This is a genomic window from Luteimonas salinisoli (genome assembly GCF_013425525.1).
Lineage (GTDB): Bacteria > Pseudomonadota > Gammaproteobacteria > Xanthomonadales > Xanthomonadaceae > Luteimonas > Luteimonas salinisoli.
Genome location: NZ_JACCKA010000073.1, coordinates 114925 through 136633 on the forward strand (window position 1 = coordinate 114925; position 21709 = coordinate 136633).

General features: G+C 72.4%; 16 protein-coding genes and 1 pseudogene. 7 read left to right on the forward strand and 10 right to left on the reverse strand.

The features are described 5' to 3' along the window. Positions 1-76: 76 nt before the first annotated feature. From H0E84_RS12850 to ppc, 3 genes are all read right to left on the reverse strand, one after another. The gene (locus H0E84_RS12850) at positions 77-1195 is read right to left on the reverse strand and encodes an S-(hydroxymethyl)glutathione dehydrogenase/class III alcohol dehydrogenase (RefSeq protein ID WP_180679044.1); all 1119 of its coding nucleotides are present in this window, start codon (positions 1193-1195) and stop codon (positions 77-79) included. A gap of 37 nt (positions 1196-1232) precedes the next feature. Further along, positions 1233-1508 carry a formaldehyde-responsive transcriptional repressor FrmR gene (gene frmR, locus H0E84_RS12855; protein WP_180679045.1) on the reverse strand — a complete coding sequence of 92 codons (276 nt, stop codon included), beginning with the start codon at positions 1506-1508 and terminating at the stop codon, positions 1233-1235. Positions 1509-1634: 126 nt separating this feature from the next. After that, the gene (ppc, locus tag H0E84_RS12860) at positions 1635-4361 is read right to left on the reverse strand and encodes a phosphoenolpyruvate carboxylase (RefSeq protein WP_180679046.1); all 2727 of its coding nucleotides are present in this window, start codon (positions 4359-4361) and stop codon (positions 1635-1637) included. A gap of 201 nt (positions 4362-4562) precedes the next feature. On the opposite strand from ppc, the gene H0E84_RS12865 reads away from it, so the two are divergent. After that, the gene (locus tag H0E84_RS12865; RefSeq protein ID WP_180679047.1) at positions 4563-5009 is read left to right on the forward strand and encodes a hypothetical protein; all 447 of its coding nucleotides are present in this window, start codon (positions 4563-4565) and stop codon (positions 5007-5009) included. Between the two features lie 40 nt (positions 5010-5049). On the opposite strand, the gene H0E84_RS12870 is transcribed toward H0E84_RS12865, so the two are convergent. The 3 genes from H0E84_RS12870 to yihA form a co-directional block, all read right to left on the reverse strand. Continuing rightward, positions 5050-6429, reverse strand: coding sequence for a glutamate--cysteine ligase (locus H0E84_RS12870; RefSeq protein ID WP_180679048.1), 1380 nt, complete (start codon positions 6427-6429; stop codon positions 5050-5052). A 521-nt stretch (positions 6430-6950) separates the two neighbouring features. Beyond that, positions 6951-7514, reverse strand: a complete 564-nt coding sequence (locus tag H0E84_RS12875) for a hypothetical protein (protein WP_180679049.1) — start codon at positions 7512-7514, stop codon at positions 6951-6953. A 206-nt stretch (positions 7515-7720) separates the two neighbouring features. Then, positions 7721-8326, reverse strand: a complete 606-nt coding sequence (gene yihA / locus H0E84_RS12880; RefSeq protein WP_180679050.1) for a ribosome biogenesis GTP-binding protein YihA/YsxC — start codon at positions 8324-8326, stop codon at positions 7721-7723. Positions 8327-8462: 136 nt separating this feature from the next. On the opposite strand from yihA, the pseudogene H0E84_RS12885 reads away from it, so the two are divergent. From H0E84_RS12885 to H0E84_RS12900, 4 genes and pseudogenes are all read left to right on the forward strand, one after another. Beyond that, positions 8463-9236, forward strand: a pseudogene (locus tag H0E84_RS12885) (c-type cytochrome); the annotation flags it as partial. 343 nt (positions 9237-9579) lie between these two features. Beyond that, positions 9580-10260 (forward strand): thiol:disulfide interchange protein DsbA/DsbL, encoded by a 681-nt coding sequence (locus tag H0E84_RS12890; protein WP_180679052.1) that lies wholly within the window; start codon positions 9580-9582, stop codon positions 10258-10260. Further along, a complete protein-coding gene (locus H0E84_RS12895; RefSeq protein WP_180679053.1) occupies positions 10257-11084 on the forward strand; it encodes a thiol:disulfide interchange protein DsbA/DsbL in 828 nt (275 codons plus the stop codon). Before H0E84_RS12890 ends, H0E84_RS12895 begins: the two co-directional genes overlap by 4 nt. A gap of 63 nt (positions 11085-11147) precedes the next feature. Then, on the forward strand, positions 11148-11894 hold the full coding sequence (locus tag H0E84_RS12900) for an endonuclease/exonuclease/phosphatase family protein (protein WP_180679112.1): 747 nt from the start codon (positions 11148-11150) through the stop codon (positions 11892-11894). Positions 11895-12138: 244 nt separating this feature from the next. Here H0E84_RS12900 and H0E84_RS12905 read toward each other — a convergent pair whose 3' ends face one another. The 3 genes from H0E84_RS12905 to H0E84_RS12915 form a co-directional block, all read right to left on the reverse strand. Beyond that, positions 12139-15015: a TonB-dependent receptor gene (locus tag H0E84_RS12905; protein ID WP_180679054.1), complete on the reverse strand. Its 2877-nt coding sequence runs from the start codon at positions 15013-15015 to the stop codon at positions 12139-12141. A gap of 120 nt (positions 15016-15135) precedes the next feature. After that, on the reverse strand, positions 15136-16413 hold the full coding sequence (locus H0E84_RS12910; protein ID WP_219339733.1) for an MFS transporter: 1278 nt from the start codon (positions 16411-16413) through the stop codon (positions 15136-15138). Beyond that, complete coding sequence (locus H0E84_RS12915) at positions 16410-17198, reverse strand: sulfite exporter TauE/SafE family protein (RefSeq protein WP_180679055.1); 789 nt, start codon at positions 17196-17198, stop codon at positions 16410-16412. Before H0E84_RS12915 ends, H0E84_RS12910 begins: the two co-directional genes overlap by 4 nt. 148 nt (positions 17199-17346) lie before the next feature. On the opposite strand from H0E84_RS12915, the gene H0E84_RS12920 reads away from it, so the two are divergent. Next, complete coding sequence (locus tag H0E84_RS12920; protein WP_180679056.1) at positions 17347-19278, forward strand: lytic transglycosylase domain-containing protein; 1932 nt, start codon at positions 17347-17349, stop codon at positions 19276-19278. Between the two features lie 129 nt (positions 19279-19407). Then, positions 19408-20703, forward strand: a complete 1296-nt coding sequence (locus H0E84_RS12925) for a multifunctional CCA addition/repair protein (RefSeq protein WP_257644210.1) — start codon at positions 19408-19410, stop codon at positions 20701-20703. 26 nt (positions 20704-20729) lie between these two features. Here H0E84_RS12925 and gcvA read toward each other — a convergent pair whose 3' ends face one another. Continuing rightward, positions 20730-21602 (reverse strand): transcriptional regulator GcvA, encoded by an 873-nt coding sequence (gcvA, locus tag H0E84_RS12930; RefSeq protein WP_180679058.1) that lies wholly within the window; start codon positions 21600-21602, stop codon positions 20730-20732. Positions 21603-21709 lie beyond the last annotated feature (107 nt).

Genomic DNA, 21709 nt, shown 5'->3' on the forward strand with positions numbered 1-21709 from the left:
GGAGCGATCTCGGCGATCGACAGGTGTTTCGCTCTTCGCTTTGTCGAATCACCAATCACCAATCACGCACCCCGAATCACGGCTCCTGGAAATGCACCACCGTCCGGATCGACTTGCCCTCGTGCATCAGGTCGAAGGCCTCGTTGATGCGCTCCAGCGGCAGGGTATGGGTGATGAACGGATCGAGGTCGATCTCGCCGCGCATCGCCTGCTCCACCATGCCCGGCAGCTGGGTGCGGCCCTTGACGCCGCCGAACGCCGAGCCGCGCCAGACGCGGCCGGTGACCAGCTGGAACGGCCGGGTGCGGATCTCCTGGCCGGCGCCGGCCACGCCGATGATCACCGACTCGCCCCAGCCCTTGTGGCAGCACTCGAGCGCGGCGCGCATGACGTCGACGTTGCCGATGCACTCGAAGCTGTAGTCGACGCCGCCGTCGGTCATCTCGACGATGACCTCCTGGATCGGCCGGTCGTGGTCCTTCGGATTGACGCAGTCGGTCGCGCCCATGGACCGCGCGAGCTCGAACTTGCCGGGATTGGTATCGATGGCGAGGATGCGCGCCGCCTTCGCCTGCACCGCGCCCTGGATCACCGCCAGGCCGATACCGCCGAGGCCGAACACCGCGACCGTCGCCCCTTCCTCCACCTTCGCGGTGTTGTGCACCGCGCCGATGCCGGTGGTGACGCCGCAGCCGAGCAGGCAGACCTTCTCCAGCGGCGCCTCGGGATCGATCTTCGCCAGCGAGATCTCCGGCACCACCGTGTACTCGCTGAAGGTGCTGGTGCCCATGTAGTGGTAGATGGGCTCGCCCTGGTAGGAGAAACGCGTGGTGCCGTCGGGCATCAGGCCCTTGCCCTGGGTGGCGCGCACGGCCTGGCACAGGTTGGTCTTGCCGGACTTGCAAAACTTGCACTCGCGGCACTCCGCCGTGTACAGCGGGATCACGTGGTCGCCCGGCGCGAGCGAGGTCACGCCCTGGCTGACCTCGACCACCACGCCGCCGCCCTCGTGGCCCAGCACCGCCGGGAACACGCCCTCCGGATCGTCGCCGGACAGGGTGAAGGCATCGGTGTGGCAGACGCCGGTGTGGGTGATCTTCACCAGCACCTCGCCGGCCTGCGGCGGGGCGACGTCGATCTCGACGATTTCCAGCGGCTTGCCGGCTGCGAACGCGACGGCGGCACGTGACTTCATGGGGTTTTCTCCCGGATCCGGATCATTTTTGGGCAGCTCATTTGAGATAGGAGCGAACCAGCGCGACGGCGTCGTCGATGCTGGCCTGGCTGCGCGCCGACGGCGCGGCGATCTGCCCGAGCTCCTCGCGCAGGTGGCTCTGCAGCACCTCCGACATCAGCCCGTTGACCGCGCCGCGGATGGCGGCGATCTGCTGCAGCACCGCGCCGCACTCCGCGCCCTCCTCGAGCGCACGCTCGAGCGCCTCGGCCTGGCCGCGGATGCGGCGCAGGCGGGTGAGGACGCGCTTCTTTTCGGCTGGGGAATGCGGCATGGGATCGCGAACAGATACTGGTGGGGAGTATACACCACCAACGACGCGGATGGCGTCCCCATGCAGGGGCGTGCCGTGCACGCGCAGGCCGGATGCGGCCGGCTGCCGGTTCCTGCGGGCGCGGGCTCAGCCCGTGTTCTGGATGCCCGCGGCGATGCCGTTGACGGTGGCGATCAGCGCCCGCAGCGTCTCCCCGTCCTCGCTGCCGCCGGCGCGCCAGCGGCGCAGCAGTTCCACCTGCAGCAGGCTGATGGGGTCGACATAGGGATTGCGCAGGCGGATCGACAGGCGCAGGCGGTAGTCGTCGGCGAGGATCGCGTCGCGCTGCTTGATCGCCAGGATCGCATCGCGGGTGCGGGCGAACTCGCCGGCGATGTCGGCGTAGAACGCGGCGTGCGCCTCGCCGGCGAGCAGCGAGTAGCGCTCGAAGATCGCCAGGTCGGACTTGGCCAGCAGCATCTCGACGTCGTCGATGGCGGCGGCGAAGAACGGCCAGTCGCGGGCCAGCGCCACCATCTCGTCCAGGCCGTTGCGCCCGATACCATGCGCCAGCGCGGTGCCCACGCCGTACCAGCCGGTCAGGCCGGAGCGGTTCTGCGACCAGGCGAACACCCAGGGGATCGCGCGCAGGTTGCCGACCCCGCCGTCCCGCCGCCGCGACGGCCGCGAGCCGATCTGCAGGCGTTCGATCACGTCGATCGGGGTGGCGGCGCGGAAGTAGTCGACGAAGCCGTCGCGCTCGTGCACCAGCGCGCGGTAGTGCGCGCGCGAGCGTGCGGCCAGGTCGGTCATCACCTCGCGCCAGCGCCCCTCGCGCGGCTCCGGCGGCCGCGGACGCAGGCTCGCGCGCAGCACCGCGCCGGTGGCCTGCTCCAGATTGCGCAGCGCCAGCGCGCGGATGCCGTACTTGCGGTGGATCACCTCGCCCTGCTCGGTGACGCGCAGGCTGCCGTCCACCGAGCCGCGCGGCGCGGCGATGATCGCCTTGCCGGTCTTGCCGCCGCCGCGGCTGACCGAACCGCCACGGCCGTGGAAGAACACGATGCGTACGCCGGCCGCCTTCGCCAGGGCGGTCAGCTCCACCTGGGTGCGCTGCAGCGCCCAGCGCGAGGCCAGCAGGCCGCCGTCCTTGGCGCTGTCGGAATAGCCCAGCATCACCGTCTGGCGGTCGCCGCGTGCGGCGAGGTGGCCGCGGTAGACCGGGTCGTCGAACAGCGCGCGCATCACCGCCGGGGCGGCGTCGAGGTCGTCGACGGTCTCGAACAGCGGCGCCACGTCCAAGGGCACCGCGCCGTCCTCCACGCAGCCCGCCACCCGCGCCAGCGCCAGGACCGCCAGGGCGTCGGCGGCATTGCGGCTCATGCTGATGATGTACGGGCCGAAGGCATGCTCGCCGTAGCGTTGGCGGGCGTCGCGCACGGCGCGGAACACATCCAGCGTCGACACCGCATCCGCGGCGTCCGGCGCGGCCGGCGCCGCGCCGCCGATCCAGCCGTGCAGGTCGGTGGTGCGCGCCTCCACCGCGCGCTCCGGCCAGTCCGGCTCGTCGCGCAGCGCCGCGATCGCGGAATCGTGCACCGCGGAATCCTGGCGCAGATCGAGCGCGGCCAGGTGGAAGCCGAAGCTGCGCGCGCGCAGCAGCACCCGCTGCAGCGCGTAGCGGCCGGCATGCTCGCCGCGGCCGCGCGCCAGGCTGGCGTCGATCAACTCCAGGTCGGCGATGAAACCGCGCGCGTCGGCGTAGCCGGAGGCGTGGCCGCGCCCGGTAGCCGACAGCCGGGCCGCCATCATCTCGAGCAGTTGGCGGTAGACCATGTCGGCCTGGCGCGGCTTGAGCCTTCGCCCCGCGTCCGGCAGCAGCTCGCGGTAGTGGTCGATGCGCGCGGCGACGGCCGGATCGATGGCGACGCGGTCCGGGGTCTGGGTGAGGATGGTCATCAGCCGCCGCAGGTCGTGGCGGTAGCAGCCGAGCACCTGCGCGCGCTGCGCCGCGAGGGTGGCCAGGATGGTGTCGGCGCCAACGTTGGGGTTGCCGTCCATGTCGCCGCCCACCCACGTGCCGAACTGCAGCAGCACCGGCAGCTCCGCCGGCTCGCCGTAGACCTTTTCCAGCGCCTCGGAAAAGGCGCGGTAGTAGGCCGGCAGCACCCGGTACAGCACATCGCCGAGATAGAAGCCGACGTGCTCCATCTCGTCGATCACGGTGGGCCGGGTCGGCGGCGCCTCCGAGGTCTGCCAGGCCGCGGTGAGCGCCTGGCGGATGCGCTCGACGTCGGCCTCGCGCTCGTCCGGGGTGCGGCCGCGATCGATGTCGGCGACCAGGCGGCGGACGATGTCGCGCTCCTTTTCCAGCAGGGTGCGGCGGATCGCCTCGGTGGGATGCGCGGTGAACACCGGCTCGATGCGCATGCGCGCGAGCAGCGAGCGCACCTCCTCGAGCGGCACGCCGTCGTCGCGCAGCTGCGCCAGCACCGCCTCGAGTCCGCCGGGTTGCGGGCCCTCGCCGGCACGCTGGTAGTCGCGGCGGCGGCGGATGCGGTGCACGCGCTCGGCCAGGTTGATGGCACCGAAGTAGGCCGCGAAGGCGCGCACCAGCGCCTCGGCGTCCGCCAGCGGCACGCGCGAGAGCTGCTCGGCGAGCGCGTCGATCGGGTCGCCGGCTTCGCGCCGCGCGATCGCCGCGCGCCGCACGCCTTCCACCTCGTCCAGCAGCGCCGGCGAGCCCTGCTCGGCGAGCACGCCGCCGACCAGGGCGCCGAGCCGGCGCACGTCGTCGCGCAACAGCGCATCGGTTTCGGCGAAGTCGGGTTCGCGCAGGGGTTCGTCGCGGTCGGTCGCTGATGTCGTGGCCATTCCCCGAGCCTAACGCAGGACTGCGTTGCCTGTGCGTGCGCGCCGCCGCCGGCGCGAGCAGCGCGGGCGGCCGAGGGGGCGATCCGCCGCCTGCCCCCAGGGGCACCCAGCCCGCCCGCTTGAACGTCACCCTCGCTTGGATCAGACTGCCGCGACGCACGCGCAGCCACCTTCCCACACCAACAACAGGGACGTCATCCAATGCCCGATCTCTTCCGCCCGCTGTCCTCGCGTCTGCTGTTGGCGCTGGTGCTCGCCACCGCGGCCACCGCCTGCTCGGGACCCGCCGCGCCGGGCGCCGGCGCCGCCACCGCACAGGCCGAACTCGACCCGATCCTCGCCGATCCGCAGCCTGGCGACCTCTACGCCGCCGAGGTCACCCACTTCTCGGGCGTGTCGTTCGGGGACAACGAGGACCGCAAGGCCTATGGCCTGATGAAGGTGCGCGAAGTGACCGCGGATCAGGTGATGGTGATCACCGAGATGGGCGCGTGGCCCAAGGGCCGCGGCGCCGTCAACGAACTGCGCGGCGATCTTTCCGAGATCACCTGGGACGAGCAGGAAGTGATCCCGCTGTATCGCAACGAGCTCGCCGGCCTGGTCGCCGACGGCAAGATCCTCGAGGTGCGCAGGCTCGACGCGGAGTGATTCTCCGCCGGCGCCCACGGGCGCCGGCTGCCGCGCGGGTTCAGTAGGCGAACTCGCGAAACACCCGGTCGATGTCGCCGCCCCACTCGCCGTGGTACAGCGCGAGCTTGCGCTCGGCCGGCGTCTCCCCGGATTCGGCGAACTCGATCAGCGGATCGAGGAAGTGGGTTTCGTCGGCGTCCTGGGCATTGCGCGCATCGCGGCGGCGCAGGCCGGCCACGGAGATCTTCAGCGCTTCGATCGCCAGCTCGCGCACGCTGGCGCCGCGGAACGGCAGCTTGAGCGCATGCCGCGGCACGCCGTCGCGCAGGGCGTGGCGCTCGGCCAGGGTGAAGTCCTTCACCAGGTCCCAGGCGGCGTCGAGGGCGGCATCGTCGTAAAGCAGGCCGGTCCAGAACGCCGGCAGCGCGCAGATCCGGTTCCAGGGCCCGCCGTCGGCGCCGCGCATCTCCAGGTACTTCTTCAGCCGCACCTCCGGGAAGGCGGTGGTCATGTGGTCGGACCAGTCGCGCAGGGTCGGCAGCGTCCCGGGCGCGGCCGGCAGGCGGCCGGCGAGGAAGTCGCGGAAGCTCTGGCCGCTGGCGTCGGCGTAGTTCTGTCCGGAATTCGCGCCGCCGCGGTACACGAAGTACATCGGCACGTCGAGGATGTAATCGACGTAGCGCTCGTAGCCGAAACCCTCGTCGAAGACGAAGTCGAGCATGCCGGTGCGGTCGGGGTCGGTGTCGGTCCAGATGCGCGAGCGGTAGCTGAGGTAGCCGTTGGGCCGCCCTTCCGTGAAAGGCGAGTCGGCGAACAGCGCGGTGGCGACCGGCTGCAGCGCCAGCGACACGCGGAACTTGCGCACCATGTCCGCTTCGCTGGCGTAGTCCAGATTGACCTGCACCGTGCAGGTGCGGGTCATCATGTCCAGGCCGAGGCCGCCGACCTTCGGCATGTAGGCGCGCATGATCCCGTAGCGGCCCTTGGGCATCCACGGCATCTCCTCGCGCCGCCACTTCGGCTGGAAGCCCATGCCGAGGAAGCCCAGGCGCAGGTCGTCGGCCACCGTCTTGACCTCGAGCAGGTGCGCGCCGACCTCGCTGCAGGTCTGGTGGATCGACTCGAGCGGCGCACCCGAGAGCTCCAGCTGCCCTGCCGGTTCGAGGGTGACCGACGCGCCGTCGCGCACCAGGGCGATGGTGCGCTCGTTCTCGCGCACCTCCTCCCAGCCGAAGCGCGTCATGCCGCGCAGCAGCGCCTCGATCCCGCGCTCGCCGTCGAAGGCCGGCGGCTCCAGGTCGTCGAGCCGGAAGCCGAACTTCTCGTGCTCGGTGCCGATGCGCCAGTCGGCGCGCGGCTTCTCGCCGGCGGCGATGTAGTCGACCAGCTGCTGGCGGTGCTCGACCGGCGCGTCGCCGGCTTGGCTGGGGCTGGACAAGGGCGCGCTCGCTCTGGAAACGGAAGCGACGCCGGCACGATGCGGGCGTCGCAGGCGCTCACTATATCCGCTGCGGTGCCCCGGTTAAGCGCCGCACGCGGCGCATCAGTGTTCCGCCACCGTGTGGTGCCGGGCCGGCATCCGGGGGAGCCACCAACGCCGGCGGGACCGCAGGAACCTGCCATGCACGCGAAGACCGGCGCGGCTGGCAGCAACGGAGATCACCGCCCACCCCGCTGGAGCCTCCCGCGGCCTTCGCGGCCATGGGCCGCTCCTACAGAGGAAAATCGCCTGCGCCGTCGGGCGACTGCCCGCGGCATCGAGCTTCCTGTAGGAGCGGCCCATGGCCGCGAAAGCCGGCGCGGCCGAAGACGTCCGCGATCACCGCCAACCCCGGCGAAGTGTTCGTGGCCTTCGGCCGTGGGCCGCGGAGGCCGGCGCGGCGGATGCGTCCGCGAGCACGGCCACTCCAACGGGCCTCCGAGCGCGCCAGGATCCGGCGGCCGGATCGGCGCGTCCGCTCACAGCGGCCGATGGTAGACCTGGAACGCCATGTCGCGGATGCCGCCGGCATCGAACAGCTCGATCCAGGCCGGGCCGTTTCCGTCGGCGATGAAGTAACCGCGCCCGCCGGGGTAGCTGCCCCCGTTCGGCCCCACGTACACGCCGCAGTCGCCGTCGTAGGCGGTCAGCGTGAAGGCGTACTGCCCGGCATCGAGCTTGGCCGGCCTGGTGAACTCGACCATGCGCATGCCCACCGCCGGAGTCGGGATCGAGGTGAACACGTAACCGGGAACCTTCTCCTCGGCCACCACCGAGCCATTGGGCACGCCGCCGCTGGTCTTCTCGATGGTGACGTAGACCGTGGCCTTGGGCTGGCAGGACAGCGGCAGCATCAGGTGGCTGAGCAGCCCCGGCTCGTACAGCTCGAAGGCCTGCGCCAGGCGCTGGTTGACCGACCCGCCGAGGCCGAGCACCAGCGAGGTATCGATGTTCACCTGCTCGGCGCCGAGCTCGGGTTCCACCGCGGCGGCATCGCCCGCGGCCAGCAGTGCAGCCGCCAGGGCCAGGATCCGGATCTTCATCGCGTCTCTCCGTACCGGCAGGGCGCCGGCTCACAGAGGACATACGGAGTGCGGCGCTCGCGAATGCCACCCTCGCCAGAAGGGCGCCGGGTCACGGGTCCTGCCAGCCCCGCGCCACGTCACGGGCGTCGTTCCCCGGAGCGAATGCGGCGGCCATGCAAGCATGTCGGCCGGACGCCGCGGTGGGTGCCGGGCGCGGCGCGGTTTCAGAGCCCGAGCCAGCCCTCGACCACGGCGCGCGCCTCGTCCAGCCCCTGCTTGGCCAACGCCGAAAAGGTCTGCACGCCGACGCCCGCGCCGAACTCGGCCTTCAGGTCGCGGCGGACCGCCTGCAGCGCGTTGCCGGCGCCGCCGCGGCTGAGCTTGTCGGCCTTGGTCAGCAGCACGTGCGCCGGCAGCGCGCGCTGCACCGCGTAGCCGAGCATCTGCCGGTCGTAGTCCTTGAGCGGGTGGCGGATGTCCATCACCACCACCAGCCCGCGGAGCGCCTGGCGGCGCTCGAAGTAGCCGGCCACGAATGCCTGCCAGTGCGCCTGCAGCTCGCGCGGCACCTTGGCGTAGCCGTAGCCGGGCAGGTCCACCAGGTGCCGGTCCTCGTGCGGGGCGATCTGGAAGAACACCAGCTGCTGGGTGCGGCCGGGGGTCTTGGACACCCGCGCCAGGGCGTTCTGGCGGCACAGGGCGTTGAGCGCGCTGGACTTGCCGGCGTTGGAGCGGCCGGCGAAGGCGACCTCGAAGCCGGCGTCGGGGGGCAGCTGCGCGGGAGTGTGCGCGGCCAGGCGGTATTGCGCGCGGGCGAGGGGCTCGGACATGGCGATAGCATCGCACGGCGCGGTCTCCGCGCCGCGACGCGAGGGCGCGGTTTGACCGCGCTCGCGGCCGCCGACGATAATTCCGGGTCATGCCGGGCGCAGGTCGCGCCCGAATCCCGTGCTTCGGAGCCCAGCAATGCGCCACGCCCGCGCCTACGGTATCGCCGGTCTCACCGCCCTCGGGGTGGTGGCTGCGGTCGCTTTCGCCCAGTCCACGACCGTGCCACTGCCCGAGGAGGCGCCGATCGAGGCCGCGCCGCTGGGCGAGACGGCGGTCGCCGACCTGGCCGAGGCCGACTGGGGCGACCCCCAGAACGGCGCCACCCTGGCCGCCACCTGCGCGGCCTGCCACGGGCTCGACGGAAAGGCCACCGTCCGCGAGGTCTACCCGGGCATCGCCGGCCAGAGCGAGCGCTACATCGCCCGCCAGCTGGCGCTGTTCAAGAGCGGCGAGCGGGTCAGCCCGATCATGCAGCCGTTCGCGGCGCCGCTGAGCGCGCAGGACATGCGCGACCTCGGCGCCCACTACGCCATGCAGCAGGCCGGTGCCGGCGTCGCCGACGACACCGTGGTCGCGGCCGGCCCCTACGAGGGCATGAAGTTCTTCGAAATCGGCCAGCAGCTGTTCCGCAGCGGCGATCCGGGCCGCGGGGTTCCCGCCTGCATGGCCTGCCACGGCCCCACCGGCGCCGGCAACCCCGGCCCGCCCTATCCGCACGTCGCCGGGCAGAGCAGCTGGTACTCGGCGCGGCGCCTGCAGGAGTACCGCGACGGCACCACCGGCGAGAGCGATACCCGCCTGTTCGACATCATGCACGAGGTGGCCCAGCGCCTGACCGACGAGGAGATCCAGGCCCTGTCCAGCTACATGGAAGGCCTGCATCCGCGGCCCGACGCGGCGATGCGCGCGGCGATGGCCAGGATCGAGACCGGCCCTGCGCCCATCGCGGCCCCGGCGGCCGGCGACCCGGGCGAGGCCGACATCGGCACCCAGGACGGCGGCACCGTCGCCATCGAGCAGCAGGGCCAGGCCGCCGACGGGGATGCGCCCGAGACGGGCTCCGACCCCGCCGGCCCGCGCAGCGAAGACGCCCAGGCCGAGCCCGATGCCGATGCAGAAGGCGCGACGGGCGATCCGTCGCGGCAGTGAACTTCCGCGGCCACCGCAGGTCGAACCGTCCACAGCCCTTGAAACGATCCGCCGGCCGAGGCACATCGGCCGGCGTTTTTTTTCCCGCCAGGAGGCCCCGCCGATGAACCCGATCCGACGCTGGCTGCCGCCGGTCCTGGCCGCCCTGGCGCTGTGGGCCAGTGCCGCCCATGCCCAGCAGGGCCCGGTCGAGGGCCGCGACTACGTCGTGATCGCCGATGGCGCGCCATGGCAGGCAGCGGACGGGCGCATCGAGGTGGTGGAGATCTTCTCCTATGCCTGCCACGTCTGCGACGAGCTCCACCCGCTGGTCGAGGCCTGGCGCGGCCGCCTGCCCCGCGACGTGCGTTTCGAGTACCTGCCGGTGGTCTACCAGCGCCAGGACGCGTTCGCGACCGGGTTCTTCGCCGTCCAGTCGCTGGGCCAGCTGAGCCGGGTCCACGGCGCGACCTTCGACGCGGTCCATCGCGGCGGCGAGCTGGCCCGCAACGCCAGCACTGCAGAGCTCGCCTGGTTCTACGCGCAGCAGGACATCGATCGCGACGCGCTCGAGCGGGCGATGCACGAGGTCCAGACCGGCCAGAAGCTGAATGCGGCCCGCGAATTCCTGCTTCGCAGTGGCGCGGAAGGCACGCCCACCTTCATCATCGACGGACGCTATCGCGTCCAGGCGCGCAGCCTGCGCGATCTGCTGCGGATCGCCGACCAGCTGATCGCCAAGGTGCGCGCCGAGCGCCCCGACCCGGCAACTTCCGCCACCGACCACGAGGCCAACTCGCCATGACCAAGCGCCTGGGCTTTCTCCCGCTGCTGCTGACCGTGATGCTCGCCGCCTGCTCCGGCGACGATGCCGCTCCGCAGCCGGACGCCACGCCAGCCACCCCCGCCACGACCGCGGCCGAAGGCCCGCCGGCCGCCGCCGAAGCCGTCCCCGGCGCGCAGGCGGAGGCGCCCGCCGCCGACGGCGCCACCATGGACGGCAGCGCAACCGACGCGGGCACCCCCGCCCCGGCGGCGCAGCCGCCCCAGGGTCCCGCCCCGCAGGCGGGAACCGACTACGTCGAAATCCCCAACGGCCAGCCCTACCAGCCGCTCGACGGCAAGATCGAGGTGGTCGAAGTGTTCGGCTACACCTGTCCGGCCTGCGCGCAGTTCGAGCCGCAGATCGCGGCGTGGAAGCGCCGCCAGCCGGCGGACGTGCGCGTGACCCCGGTGGCGGCGCCGTTCGGCGGCTACTGGATGCCCTACGCCAAGGCCTACTACGCCGCCGAGTCGATGGGCCTGGTCGAGCGGACCCACCAGGCGATGTTCGAAGCCGTCCACCTGCAGCGCAGCCTGCCGGTGCAGAACGCCACGCCGCAGGCGATCGGCGAGTTCTACGCCGGTCACGGCACCGACGCCGGGCAGTTCGCCAGCACCATGGAGAGCTTCGCGGTCAGCGGCAAGCTCAAGCGCGCCGAGCAGTTCATCGACCGCGCCGGCGTCGACTCGACCCCGACCATGGTGGTCAACGGCAAGTACCGCGTGCTAGGACCGAAGCAGTTCGACGAAGTGCTGCGCATCGTCGACCACCTGGTGGCGCGCGAGCGCGCCGCGATGCAGCCCTAGCCGGCGGCCGCCCCCCACGGCCGCCCCATGCCGACCGATCCCGAATCGCTGCAGCGGCTGCGACTGCTCAGCGCCAACATCCAGGCCGGTTCGAGCACGCGCCGCTACAGCGACTACGCGATGCGCAGCTGGTCGCACGTGCTGCCGGCCGGCAACAAGCTGCGCGCGCTCGACCAGATCGCCGAGCTGGCGGGCGGCCACGACATCGTCGGCCTGCAGGAGAGCGACCCGGGCAGCTGGCGCTCCGGGTTCACCAACCAGACCCACTACCTGGCCGAGCGCGGCGGCTTCGACTACTGGACCCACCAGCCCAACCGCCGCGTGGCCAATGTCGCCTCCAGCGCCAACGCGCTGCTCAGCCGCTTCGAGCCGATCGAGGTCCACGACCACCCGCTGCCGGGCCGGGTGCGCGGCCGCGGGCTGCTGCTGGCGCGGTTCGGCGAGGGCGACGCGGGCCTGACGATCGCGGTGGCGCACCTGTCGCTGGGCGCGCAGTCGCGGCGCGCGCAGCTGAGCTACATCGCCGAGCTGCTCCAGCAGTATCCGAACGCGGTGCTGATGGGCGACTTCAACTGCACCCCGGATCGGCCGGAGATGGAGATCCTCTACCGCAGCACCTCGCTGCAGCCGCCGTCCTGCCAGGTGCACACCTTCCCCAGCTGGCGCCCGCAGCGCGCGATCGACCACGTGCTGGTCACCAGCAGCCTGGCCTGCGACAACATGCGGGCGATGCCGGCGGCGCTGTCGGACCACCTGGCGCTATCGGTCGAGCTGGTGATTCCGGAACACGCGCTGCGCACGGAAGGCTGATCGGCCCGACGCCCGTGCCTGCGCCTGTAGAGCCGAGCTCGCTCGGCTGCGCGGGCCCCGGAGCCGGGAGCAGCGGAGCAAGCTCCGCTCTACGCATGCCGAATCGCCGGCCCAGGCCCCGAAGCCGCCTGTAGAGCCGAGCTTGCTCGGCTGCGCGGGCCCCGGAGCCGGGAGCAGCGGAACAAGCTCCGCTCTACGAGGGCGGGGCCGGCAGGCGACGATGGTCGCCTGCCGGGCTGATCCGTCAGAACCGCAGGTCCGCGCGCAGGTACCAGAAGCGCCCGCCGGGGATGTCGTAGGTCGAGGCGTCGTAGCCGTTGAGCGAACACGACAGGCAGATCGGCGGGTCCTTGTCGAACACGTTGTTGACGCCGGCGGTCAGCTCCAGCCCGCGCATCCAGTCGAAGCGATAGCCCAACTGCACGTCGTGGTAGGTGGTGGCGTCGAGCGTGTTGAGGCCCCGGGCCTGGTCGCTGCAGACCGGGAACGCGACGGCGGCGCCGCAGTCCTCGGTCAGCTCGGAGATGTGGCGCACCGCCCAGGACGCGCGCCAGGCCTCGCGGCTCCAGTCCAGGGTGGCGGTCGAGGTCCACTCCGGAATCGCGCTGTCCTCCACCTCCACGCCCGGCTCGCGCGGCTGGCGCTGGCCGGCCACGCCGATCGCCTCGTAGCGGGTGACGAAGCTGTTCTGCCAGGCGAGCTTGAACTGCCCGGCGTCGCCGGCCGGCAGGGTCCAGTACAGGTCCACGTCCCAGCCGTCGGTCTTGATCGAGCCGAGGTTGGTCAGGCGGTTGTTGAAGGCGTTGATGCCGCCGGTGGCGGCGCGGCCGATGCCGTCGCAGTACAGCGGATCGAGGGTCTCCACGCACAGGTCCAGCTGGGCCTGGGCGCTGAGCGCCTGGATCGGCCCCTGGATGTCGTGGCGATAGAAGGTGACCTCAAAATCGAGACGCTCGGACCAGCTGGCGCCGCTGGCGAACCACGGACTCCATACGAAGCCGGTGGTGAAGCTGCGTGCGCGTTCCGGCTCGAGCTCGCTGTTGCCGCCGGTGGTCACCGAGATCTGCGGGTTGGGCTGCGCATAGCCGGCGGGCACCCCGAGGGTACGGCAGTTGGGCTCCAGCGACGGATCGAGGAACGGCTCGGAACAGGGATCGCGCAGCTGCGCGTCGAAGCGGCTGTCGGAACCGAACAGCTCGCCGATCGACGGCGCGCGGAAGCCTTCGGCGTAGGTGGCGCGCATCAGGAAGTCGTCGGTGACCTGCCAGCGCAGGCCGTACTTGGGGGTGAACTCGCCGCCGAAGGTCGAATAGTCCGAATACCTGCCCGCAAGGTTCAGGTCCAGGCGCTTGCCCAGCGGCGAGTCGGCGAAGATCGGCACGTTGAATTCGACGAACACCTCGTTGACGTCGTATTCGCCGGAGGTCGGCAGCGACGGGACGCCGTTGTAGTCGCCGCGCACGGTCAGCGGGTCCGGCTGGTACCAGCCCTCGTACTTGCGGTACTCGTAGCCCGCGGCGAAAGCCACGTAGCCGGCCTCGCCCGGCATCCGGAACAGGTCGCCGGACAGGTTGGCGGACACGAGGGTGAGTTCGTTCTCGCTCTCGTCGTGCACCACCGGCTGGATCCAGGCCAGCATCTCCGGGGTGATGGTGCCGGGGCCGCCGAAGATGTTGAGCGGCACGCACCCCGCCACCGCCGCGCAGGCGGCGGGGTCGCCCAGCCCGAGGGCGATGTTGCGGATGTTGTAGCTGCCGTAGTTGGTCTGCTCGGCCTTGTTCTTGCTGTAGGCGGCGTTGACGTCCCAGAACCAGATCGTATCGCGCACGTCGAAGCTGCCTTCCAGGCCGGTGCTGACGTAGGCGGTGTCGACCTCCTGCTCGAACACGCGCGCCCCGCCCTCGACCGGACGGCGGCCGATCAGGATCAGGTTGTCGGACGAATCCAGGTCGAAGCCGAACGGGTTGTAGGGGTTGAGCGCCGAGATGAAGATGCCGTCGGCCTGCGGGTTTCCGGTGCCGGCCTCGGGGCCGAGGAAGATCGGCTCGGGCGCGGCCTGGTTGGTGGATTCGCGGCGGTTGTACAGCGCCTTGGCGTACCACTGCAGGCCGGGACTGATGTCGAAGCGGAACTGGCCGAACACGCCGGTGCGCTCGGAGGGCGTCATCAGCAGGTTGTACTCGGCGAAGTTGAAGCGGTCGGCGTTGGTGAAGCAGTGGAAGCCGTCGGTGCGGTCGCAGCCGGTCTGGGTGGGGTCGTAGGTCGGATCGCTGTCGCCGGTGTTGGGGGTGATGTCGTGGGTGGCGCCGGTGTTCGGGTCGGTGACGATGAAGCGACCGGTCGGCGTGCCCGAACTGCCGAACGCCACCCCGGTGCCGGGGGTCGGGAAGCGCGACTGCTCGCGGGTGCGCGAGTACACCACGCCCTGGTCGACGTGGCTCAGCCCCAGGAACAGGTTGCTGCGTTCGGTGGTGCGGCCCCAGGCGAAATCCACGCCCTTGACGGTGCCGTCGCCCTCGCCGAATTCGCCGTAGTTGAGCGTGACCTGGCCGCCGTCGAAATCGCGCCGGGTGATGATGTTGACCACGCCGGCGATGGCGTCCGAGCCGTACAGCGACGAGGCGCCGTCCTCGAGCACCTCGATGCGCTCGACGATCGCCAGCGGAATGGTGTTGAGGTCGGTCGAGGCGCCGACGCCCGAGGCCGACGCCTCGTTCACCCAGCGGATGCCGTCGACCAGCACCAGCACGCGCTTGGAGCCGAGGTGGCGCAGGTCCACCTGCGCCGAGCCGGCGCCCACGCCGCTGCCGTCGGGCGGGAAGCCGAAGTTTCCCGAGGAGTTGAACTTGGTGTTGAGCGCCGAGCCCGAACCGCTCAGCTGCTGGATCACGTCGCCGATCGAGGTCAGGCCGCTGCGATCGATATCCTCGCGGGTGACCGTGTGCACCGGCACCTGCCCCTCGATCTCGGCGCGCTTGATCCGGGTGCCTGTGACCTGGACGGCATCGAGCGTACGGGTACGCTCCTCGGTGCTTTCCTGGGCGCCGGCAACGGCGGGAACGGCGAGCAGGAGCGACAGCTGGACCGCGAAGGCCAGCCGGCAGGGGTTGGGCGACGTCATCGATCTCTCCTCAGGTTGTGAACGGCCGCCGCGCGCCCCTGTCCACGCGACAATGCACCCCTTGTAAACAATCTGTAAAAAGCGGACTGCGACGGCCATCACTTAAATCGTGAGATCCGCTCAAGTTTTCGTCATGTTCGGCCCATTCGCGGCAGCGTCCGGATCGGCGCCGGGGCCGATCCCCGGACCGGCGTGCCGCGGCCGCTGCAGCGCCAGCATGGCCGCGATGCCCAGCAACGGCCCAGGCACGAGCACGAGGAACACCCAGCGCCAACTGCCGAGCGCGGCGGCGAGCAGGGGCACGATCCAGATGGTGGCCACGGTCAGGGCGAAGCCCAGCGCCAGCTGCAGGGTGAGCGCGGTGCCGATGCTGCGCTGGTCGCCGTGCTCGGTGACCAGCGCCGAGAACTGCGCCGAGTCGGCGATCACGCTGATCCCCCAGACCAGGGCCACCGCCACCAGCAGCCAGCCGGGCCCGGCGTGGGCCCAGCCGGCGGCGACGCAGCAGGCGCCCGAGACCGCCATCGCCGCCGCCGCGGTGCGTGCGCGCCCGAAGCGGTCGGCGAGCGCCCCGGCCAGCACGCAGCCGGGAAGGCCCGCGGCGATCGCGGCGAAGGCCAGCAGCGACGCGCGGACCGGGTCGCCGCCGACGGCCGCCGCGGTCAGCGCGAACGCCGAGAACCAGGCCCACATCGCGTACAGCTCCCACATGTGGCCGAGGTAGCCGAGCGAGGCCAGGACCACGCCGCGGTTGCGCACGATCGCCGCCACGTCGCCGACCCGGAACGGCGCGCGCGGAAAGGGGTACGGGCCCTCGCGCACGCCGAAGGCGACCACAGCGGCGCCGGCCAGGGTCAGCGCCGTGGTCCAGACGATCACGCCCTGCCAGCGCGCGCCGCCGAGCGCGTTGACCAGGTGCGGCAGTGCCGAGCCGACGGTGATCGCGCCGATCAGCACGCCCAGCGCCAGCCCGCGGCCGCGCACGAACCAGGTGGCCATGAGCTTCATCGCCGGCGGGTACACCGCCGCCAGGCAGGCGCCGGTGACCGCGCGCGCCAGCAGCAGCTGGGCCGGAGACTCCACCAGCAGCACCAGGGCATTGGCGAGGGCCGCAGCGCAGGCCGCGGCGGCGATCAGCCGCGGCGCGGGCACGCGGTCGGCCAGGCCGAGCAGCGCCGAGGCCAGCGCCCCGGCGACGAAGCCGAGCTGCACCGCGATGGTGATCCAGGCCGCCAGCGACTCGCCGAAGCCCCACTGCGCGCGCAGCTGCATCACCACCGCGCTCGCCGAGAACCATGGCGACATCGCCAGCACCAGCGCCAACGCCATCAGCGCCAGCGCGCGGCCGCGCCCCGGGAGCGGAGCCGCGTCCGCCGCCGGTGCCGCCGCGCCGCTCACCACAGCAGCAGGCTGGCGCCCACCAGCACCATGAACGCCGCGAACACCCGCTTCAGCGTCGCGCCGCTGATCGCGTGCGCCAGCCGGGTGCCCAGCGGCGCGGCCAGCACCGAAGCGAACGCCACGCCGATCGCCGCCGGCAGGTAGACGTAGCCGACCGCGTGCTCCGGCAGCGCGCCCGGGGGCGCCTGCAGCGCATAGCCGGCCGCCGCGGCGATGCCGATGAAGATACCGCAGGCCGACGAGGTGCCGACCGCGCGCACCGGCGCCACCCCCAGCCACACCAGCAGCGGCACGGTCATGCTGCCGCCGCCGATGCCGACCACCGCGGAGATCGCGCCGATGCCGCCGCCGGCGGCGGCGATCCCTGCGCCGCGCGGCACCACAGCGGCGCCGCCGCCTGCGCGCGTGCGCGACAGCGCCATCTGCGCGCCGACCACGAAGCAGTAGATCGCCACGCACCATTTGAGGACGTCGCCGTCCAGCGCGATCGCGAGGCGGCTGCCCAGCCAGCCGCCGAGCAGCACCCCGGGCACCATCCAGGCCACGGTGGGCCACAGCACGCTGCCGCGGCGGTGATGCGCACGCGCGGACGAGGCCGCGGTGAGGACGATGCTCGCCATCGAACTGGCCAGCGCCGCGTGCATCGCCGCCTCCTTCGGCACCCCGTGCAGCGGCAACAGCCACGCCAGCGCCGCCACCAGCACCAGACCGCCACCGATGCCGAGCAGGCCGGCAAGCACCCCGGCGATCGCGCCGAGCAGCAGGAACGTCAGCAGGAGCATGTGGGAATCCGCAGGCGGAACCGCATCATCATGCCGGACAACGCACCACTCCCGCACCGCGCCCGTACCCCACCCGCGCCCTGCCACCGCAGGCGCTTCATGTCCGCTCCGCTATAGTCCGGCGCTCCCCCGTTCGTCCGCACCCCGCATGAGACTACTGCTCGCCGCCGCCCTGGCCTTCGCCGCCATCCCCGCCGACGTCCGGGCGCAGAGCGACGACCTGCAGCTGCGCGAGGCGCTCGACGCCGCGGCGCGCGGCCAGCCGGTGCCCGCGCACCTGTCCTCCCATCCGGCCCATGGCTGGATCGAGTACGCCGGTCTGCGCCGGAACCTGGACAGCCTGCCGGCGGCGCAGGCGCAGGCATTCCTTTCGCGCCATGCGGACCAGGCGGTGGCCGGAGCGTTCCGCGAGGACTGGCTGCGCGCGCTGTACAAGCGCCAGGACTGGGCCGGGATCCGCGCCGCGTGGTCGCCATCGATCCGCAATACCGCGCTGCGCTGCATCGAGCTCGACGCGCGCCAGCGCGCCGGCGCGGCCGACGCACGCTGGGACGCCGAGGTGCAGGAGATCTGGCGCAGCAGCGGCAACTCCCTGCCCGACGAGTGCGACGCGCCGTTCGCGGCGCTGGCCGCGCGCGGCGGGCTGGCGCCGGAACTGCGCTGGGAGCGCATCGAGAAGGCCGCCGCCGAGTGGAACGCCGCGGTGATGCGCAGCGCGGCGCGCGGCCTGCCGGCCGAGGAGCGCGCCCTGGCCGACGACTACGCCGCCTTCCTGCAGGCGCCGCACGAGCGCGCGCTGCGCTGGCCGCGCACCCCGCGCAGCCGGCTGGTCGCCTCGCACGGCCTGGCGAAGCTGGCCAAGGCGACGCCGGCCGCAGGCGAGGCGCAACTGCCGCGCTATGCCGATGCGCTCGGGTTCACCGAGCAGGATCGCGGCCGCGTGCTGTACCAGGCGGCGCTGTGGACCGTGGCCTCCTACGAGCCGGACTCGGCGCGGCGGCTGGCGCGCGTGCCCGCGGCGTCCTACGACGACCGCCTGCACGAGTGGCGCGCACGCGAGGCGCTGGCGCGCTCCGACTGGCGCGCCGCGCTGGCGGCCATCGACGGGATGGGCGACAAGCAACGCAACGATGCGCGCTGGACCTACTTCGCCGCGCGCCTGCACGAGCTGCTCGGCGACGCGCCGCGCGCGCAGGCGCTCTACGCGCAGGCCGCGCAGGAGCCCAATTTCCACGGCTTTCTCGCCGCCGACCGCCTGGAGCAGCCGTATGCGCTGTGCCCGATGGACGTCGCCGGCGACGCTTCGGCGCGCGCGCGCGTGGCCAACGACCCGGCGATGATGCGGGCGATGGCGCTGTATCGCGCCGATCGCCCCGGCTGGGCCACGCGCGAGTGGAACCACGCGCTCGAGCGTTTCGACGACACCCAGCGCCGCATCGCGGTGCAGGTGGCACAGGACAACGGCTGGAACGATCGCGCCCTGTTCGGGCTCGGCCGCCAACCCGAGGAAACCCGCCTGTACACGCTGCGCTTTCCGCTCTCGCACGACGGGCTGATCCGCGCCGAGGGGGAAAAGCACGCGCTCGACCCGGCCTGGATCGCCGCCGAGATCCGCGCCGAGAGCGTGTTCAATCCGCGCGCCCGCTCGCCGGCCGACGCCCGCGGGTTGATGCAGGTGCTGCCGTCCACCGGCGCAGCGGTGGCGCGCCGGCTCGGCCTGGCCTGGGGCGGCGCGGCCAGCCTCTACGACCCGGCCACCAACGTCCGCATCGGGACCGCCTACCTGCGCGAGATGAAGGAGAAGTACGGCCGCCCGTACGTGGCCATCGCCGCCTACAACGCCGGCCCGGCGCCGACCGCGCGCTGGCAGTCGCAGCGCCCGGGCATGGACGCCGACTTCTGGATCGAGACGATCAGCTACAAGGAAACCCGCGAATACGTGGCACGGGTGCTGGCCTTCAGCGTGATCTACGACTGGCGCCTGCACGGCGCCGCGGTGCCGGTCAGCGACCGCATGCACGGGCGCCTCGGCACGCCGCGGCGCAGTTTCCATTGCCCGGTCTCCGCCGCCGCCGGCTGAGCCGGCGGTGACGCACGACGCCGCGCCGGTCCCGGCGGCCGCACGCCGCCCCGATCGGGCATGCTGCCCTGCTCGCGGCACGGAACACCGATCGCTGTCCTCCACCGTCCAGGCCCGAGCCCCCAGCGCTTGCGAATCACCAATCACCCATCGCCGATCACCGCCGCCAGAACCTACCTCGTCGGCGGCGCCGTGCGCGACCGCCTGCTCGGGCTGCCGCCGGGCGATCGCGACCACGTGGTGGTCGGCGCGACGCCGGAGGCGATGATCGCGGCCGGCTTCCGGCCGGTTGGGCGCGACTTCCCGGTGTTCCTGCACCCGGACACCGGCGAGGAGCACGCGCTGGCGCGCACCGAGCGCAAGTCGGCGCGCGGCCACCGCGGCTTCGTGGTCCATGCCGACCCGTCGGTGACGCTGGAACAGGACCTGGAACGGCGCGACTTCACCATCAACGCCATCGCCGAAGACGCGGACGGCGCACTGGTCGACCCGTTCGGCGGCGCCCGCGACATCGAGGCGCGGGTGTTGCGCCACGTCGGCCCGGCCTTCGTCGAGGACCCGCTGCGGGTGCTGCGCGCGGCGCGCTTCATGGCGCGCTTCGCCGGCCTGGGCTTCCGCGTCGCCCCGGAGACCATGGCGCTGATGCAGGCGATGGCCGCCGGGGGCGAGCTGTCGGACCTGGTGCCCGAGCGGGTCTGGCAGGAGCTGTCGCGGGCGCTGGCGATGCCGACCCCGTCGGCGTTCCTGTCCACCCTGCGCGCGGCCGGCGCGCTGGCCGCGGTGCTGCCCGAGGTCGATGCGCTCTACGGCGTGCCGCAGCGCGCCGAGTACCACCCCGAGGTCGACACCGGCGTGCACGCCGAGCTGGTCTGCGACATGGCCGCGCGCCTGGCGCCGGGCGACGCCGTGGTCGGCTTCGCCGCGCTCGCCCACGACCTGGGCAAGGCGCGCACCCCGCCGGACCAATGGCCGAAGCACATCGCCCACGAGCGCCGCGGCCTGAAGCCGCTGGCGGCGCTGTGCGACCGCCTGAAGGTGCCCACCGCGCATCGCGAGCTGGCGGCGATGGCCTGCCGCGAGCACCTCAACGTGCACCGCATCGACGAACTGCGCGACAGCACGGTCCACGACCTGCTGGCCCGCTGCGACGCGTTCCGCCGGCCCGAGCGCATCGCCCCGCTCGCCCTGGTGTGCGAGGCGGACAAGCGCGGCCGCCTCGGCCGCGCCGACGACGACTACCCGCAGGGCCGCGAGCTGCTGCGCCTGCACGCCGCGGCGACGACCGTCGCGGTGCGCGACCTGGCCGTCGACGGACTCGCCGGCCCCGCCATCGGCGAGGCGCTGCGCAAGGCCCGCATCGCCGCGATCGCGAAGGCGCGAGGCGCCGCGGGCGAGGCCGGCAGCGCCCGCCCCGGCGCCTGCTGACCCATCGCGGGCGGGTCTTCGAGGGCTCAGGCCACCGCCGCCCCGGCCTCGATCCATTCCCGGAACGTTCGCATCGCCGCCGTCTCCGTGCGCGAACGCAATCGGGTGAGCCAATAGGCGCCGGCGTCGATGGCGACGTCGAACAAGCGCACCAGGCGTCCGGCGGCGATGTCCTGGCCGAACATGGGCAGCGGCAGCAGCGCCACGCCGGCCCCGGACGCGGCGGCGCTGGCGATGGCCAGCGAGGAGTCGAACACCGGGCCGCGCGCGCGCGGCACCGGCAGGCCTGCGGCCGCGAACCAGCGCGACCACTCGTCGGGACGATAGGACCGCAGCAGCGGCGCACCGGCGAGGTCGCGCGGGCGCAGGATCCGCCGCGCCAGCGCGGGCGAGCACATCGGCACCAGCGGCGCGGCGCAGATCCGCACCGCGTCGAGCCCCTGCCACGCGCCGTCGCCGAATCTGATCGCCAGGTCGAGTCCCTCGCCCGCCTGGTCGATGCGGTTGTTGTGGGTCAGCAGGCGCAGGTCGACATCCGGATGCGCGATGGCGAAGCCGTCCAGGCGCGGCAGCAGCCAGCCGGTGGCGAAGGTCGCCACCGCACTGACGGTGAGCGCCTCGCGCAGGCGCCCGCCCTCGAAGCGGCCGAGCACGGCGCCGATCCGGTCGAAGGCGTCGTTGATCACCGGGAACATCGCCGCGCCCTCGTCGGTCAGCGCCACCCCGCGCGGCAGCCGCCGGAACAGGGCGAAGCCCAGCCGCGCCTCCAGCCCCTTGATCCGGTGGCTGAGCGCGGCCTGGGTGACGCACAACTCCAGCGCCGCACGGGTGAAATTGAGGTGCCGGGCGGCGGCCTCGAAGGCGCGCAGCCCGTTGAGCGGCAGGTTGGGGCGGTCCATGGAGCCATGAATCCGATTAATGACTTCGATGAGATAACGTCGCTTGTCGCCCACCGTCAAGCTTTCGAGAATTCCGGCAGCGCATTGGCGTACCGCCATGCCAGACA